Here is a 3249-nt window from a genome sequence, read left to right as displayed (position 1 = left end):
GGGGCAGCTGCCCCTCCAGGACGCAGACCAGCAACCTCATCCGCTGTAACTCCTTGGGAGTCATCGAAATCATGTCCTTCTTCATGGGGGACATAATCGCTAAGCAGTTACAGGGGACAAAGTCGCTAAGCTAATACATTCTGCTTCATTTCATTGACAAAATTTCAGGAAAAAGGCAGATTTGGAAAACAAGCATTCGGATGATTATAAGGAAAAGCGATTTTCGAACACAAAAGAAATACCATGAAACAAGATAAAACTATTGCCTCCATCGACGAACTGATCACGCGGCTGGAAGAAAACATTCGTCCGGGCCGATCCAAAACGCGCGGACTCGATATTGCTTCGATTCGGCGTTCCATCGATCCGCTCGAAGCGCCGGTTTTTTTGGAAACGCTCGGCGGTCGGGTGCTCAGTTGCAACCGGGCGGCCTGTGAGGTTTACGGTTATTCCTACGAGGAAATCATCGGCCTGTCGGTTTTCGATCTGATTCCAATCGAAGTCGCCAGAATCATTCCCGATTTGATCGTTCAACAGCTCCACGAACAGGGTATGTCGGTCAAGGCCAAGGGCAAGCATAAAGACGGCCGGGTTTTCCCGACCCTGGTGGAAACCCGACTGATCAATGTCGATGCCGAAAAACGCGTCCTGGTGATGATCCGCCTGCTGCCGGAGGATGAAGCGCGGACGGATTGAGCGGCGCGATTTTGCGCTTGCCAGAAACGGGTCTCTCTGCTAACCAGAAATTTCAGGATGTTGACCATGCGGAGCGGTAAAGGCCGGACCTTGGTTAGAGGAAAATAAATGACGCCCCGAAACCCGTTACGAATCACTGATACGACCCTGCGCGACGCTCACCAAAGCCTGTTCGCCACCCGAATGCGTTTTGCCGACATGGAGCCGATCGTCGAAAAGCTCGACGCGGTCGGTTTTCACTCGCTGGAGGTCTGGGGCGGCGCCACCTTCGACGCGACCCATCGCTTTTTGCAGGAAGACCCGTGGCAACGCCTGCGCGAACTGAAAAAACGGGCGCCCCGCACCCCGCTGCAAATGCTGCTGCGCGGGCAGAATCTGGTCGGTTATCGCAATTACCCCGACGACGTCGTGCGCGCGTTCTGTCTGCATTCCGTCGAGTGCGGCATGGACATCTTCCGCGTCTTCGACGCGCTCAACGACAGTCGCAATTTCGAGACGGCCTTCAAGGCCCTGCAAGAAACCGACGCGCACATCCAGGCGACGATCTGCTTTTCCGCCACCGGCCGGCGCATGGGCGGTCCGGTTTTTTCGCTCGATTATTTCCGCCAGAAGGCCAGGGAATTCGTCGCCATGGGCGCGCATTCGCTGTGCCTGAAGGACATGGCGGGCATCCTGACGCCGACGGACGCGAGCCTCCTGGTCGCCGAACTGAAAAAAACCGTGGACGTGCCGCTGCACATTCATTCGCATTGCACGGCCGGCATCGCCGACCTGACGTACCTGCGCGCCATCGACGCCGGCGTCGATGTCGTCGATTGCGCGGTCGCCCCCTTCGCCTATCGCAGCGGCCAGCCGGCGATGGAACCGTTGATCGTCGCCCTCGAGGGCACCGACCGGGACACGGGCCTGTCGCTCGAACCGTTGTACGAAATCGCCGAATACCTCGAATCGATCACCCCGAAGTACCGCCAGTTCGCCAATTTCCAGAAAACCTCGATCATCGACGTGCGGGTGATCCGCCACCAGATTCCCGGCGGCATGCTCAGCAACCTGATCAACCAGCTTCATGAAGCCGGCGCGCTCGACAGCCTGGAAGAGGTGTACCGCGAATTGCCGAAAACGCGGCGGGATCTGGGTTATCCGCCGCTGGTGACGCCGACCAGCCAGATCGTCGGCGTGCAGGCGGTGATGAACATCCTGGGCGGCGAACGCTACAAGCTGATCAGCAACGAGGTGAAGGATTATTGCTACGGGTTGTACGGCCGCCCGCCCGCGCCGATCGACCCGGAGGTCCGCCGGAAATGCCTCGTCGGTTACGCGCGGGGCGAAACGCCCATCGATTGCCGGCCGGCCGACATTCTGGAACCCGAATTGGAAAAAGCGAAGGCCGACTTGCGGCACATCACCGCTGATCTCGGCGACGTTTTGACCTACGCCCTCTATCCGCGCACCGGCATGGCTTTTCTGCGCTACAAGCACGGGCTCGACAAAGAACCGCCCGGCGAAAAACCAAGAACCGAGGAACAGATCAAGCACGAGGACGAGCAGATCCGCCGCGTACTGGCCGGCGAAAAGCCGGGTGCCAAGCCTGCCGAACTGGGCAAAACCCAAACAGTGCGGGTGCTGGTCGAGGGCGAAATCTTCGAGGTCCAGGTGGAGGTCGAAAACCTGCCGCCGGCCGCAGCCCCGACCGTCAACCCGCCGGTCGCCGCGCCGCCGCCGCTGACCGCCGCCGCGCCCGTCCTGCCCGCGAACGCTCCGCAAACTGTCATTTCCGGCCGGCCCACGGTCGACGCGCCGATGCCCGGCACGATCGTCCGCTACCTGGTCGCCGTCGGCGATCTGGTGAAAAAAGGTCAACCGGTGGTCATTCTCGAAGCGATGAAAATGGAAAACTCCCTGCCCGCGCCGATCGACGGCCGGGTCGTCTCCCTGCCGAAAAATCTCGGCGCCGTCGTCGCGCGCGGCGACGTGCTGGCGGTGATCGAATAGTTTTGAAGACATCATCAGAATGCCGAGTTTGTCCTCTTTGAAAACGCGAGGCGCATCCAGAGGGAAAGCGTAGCCTGACCGCCCATCGCCTCCCCACTCGGGTTAAGGCGATGGGCGAAAGCTCTCAACCGAAAGAGGATCTCAACACAAAGTACGAAGGATTGTTGACACTATCTATTTAGTTACTCATTGTGGCCGCTTCACCGCGTAATAGACGACATCATTATCCTGGTAAGGATCCTCTTCCTTTACCCATGCCATGTGAACGGAACCGTCATGGCCGACATCAATGGAACAATGATAGGTGTAATCGGGGTCTCTTTCGATTAACTCATCGTAGGTCCAGCCATCTCCTTCGTGATAAAAACCGTAGATTCCCTCGCCGCAGACGTGAATGTCGCCGTTATCGTCCAATTCGATATGATAACGTACAATTTCTTTCGCACTTTGGGATATTGAAAGAGTCCTCGAATCGGTTGAAGGTTGAGTCATCACCAAACAACCCAATGACCGAAGGAGGACTCTATGGAGACGAGGGTATCGAAAGCGGGAACCGAACGT

General features: G+C 57.9%; 3 protein-coding genes. 2 read left to right on the top strand and 1 reads right to left on the bottom strand.

The annotated features are described in order from the left end of the window. The first annotated feature begins 243 nt into the window (after positions 1–243). On the top strand, positions 244–696 hold the full coding sequence (locus GX444_06800) for a PAS domain S-box protein (GenBank protein NLH48296.1): 453 nt from the start codon (positions 244–246) through the stop codon (positions 694–696). Positions 697–804: 108 nt separating this feature from the next. Next, the gene (locus GX444_06795; protein ID NLH48295.1) at positions 805–2688 is read left to right on the top strand and encodes a pyruvate carboxylase subunit B; all 1884 of its coding nucleotides are present in this window, start codon (positions 805–807) and stop codon (positions 2686–2688) included. A gap of 186 nt (positions 2689–2874) precedes the next feature. Here GX444_06795 and GX444_06790 read toward each other — a convergent pair whose 3' ends face one another. Continuing rightward, positions 2875–3183, bottom strand: a complete 309-nt coding sequence (locus GX444_06790) for a hypothetical protein (protein ID NLH48294.1) — start codon at positions 3181–3183, stop codon at positions 2875–2877. Between the last annotated feature and the right edge of the window lie 66 nt (positions 3184–3249).

This window comes from Myxococcales bacterium (assembly GCA_012517325.1).
Lineage (GTDB): Bacteria > Lernaellota > Lernaellaia > Lernaellales > Lernaellaceae > JAAYVF01.
This window is presented reverse-complemented; position numbering and strand designations above follow the sequence as displayed.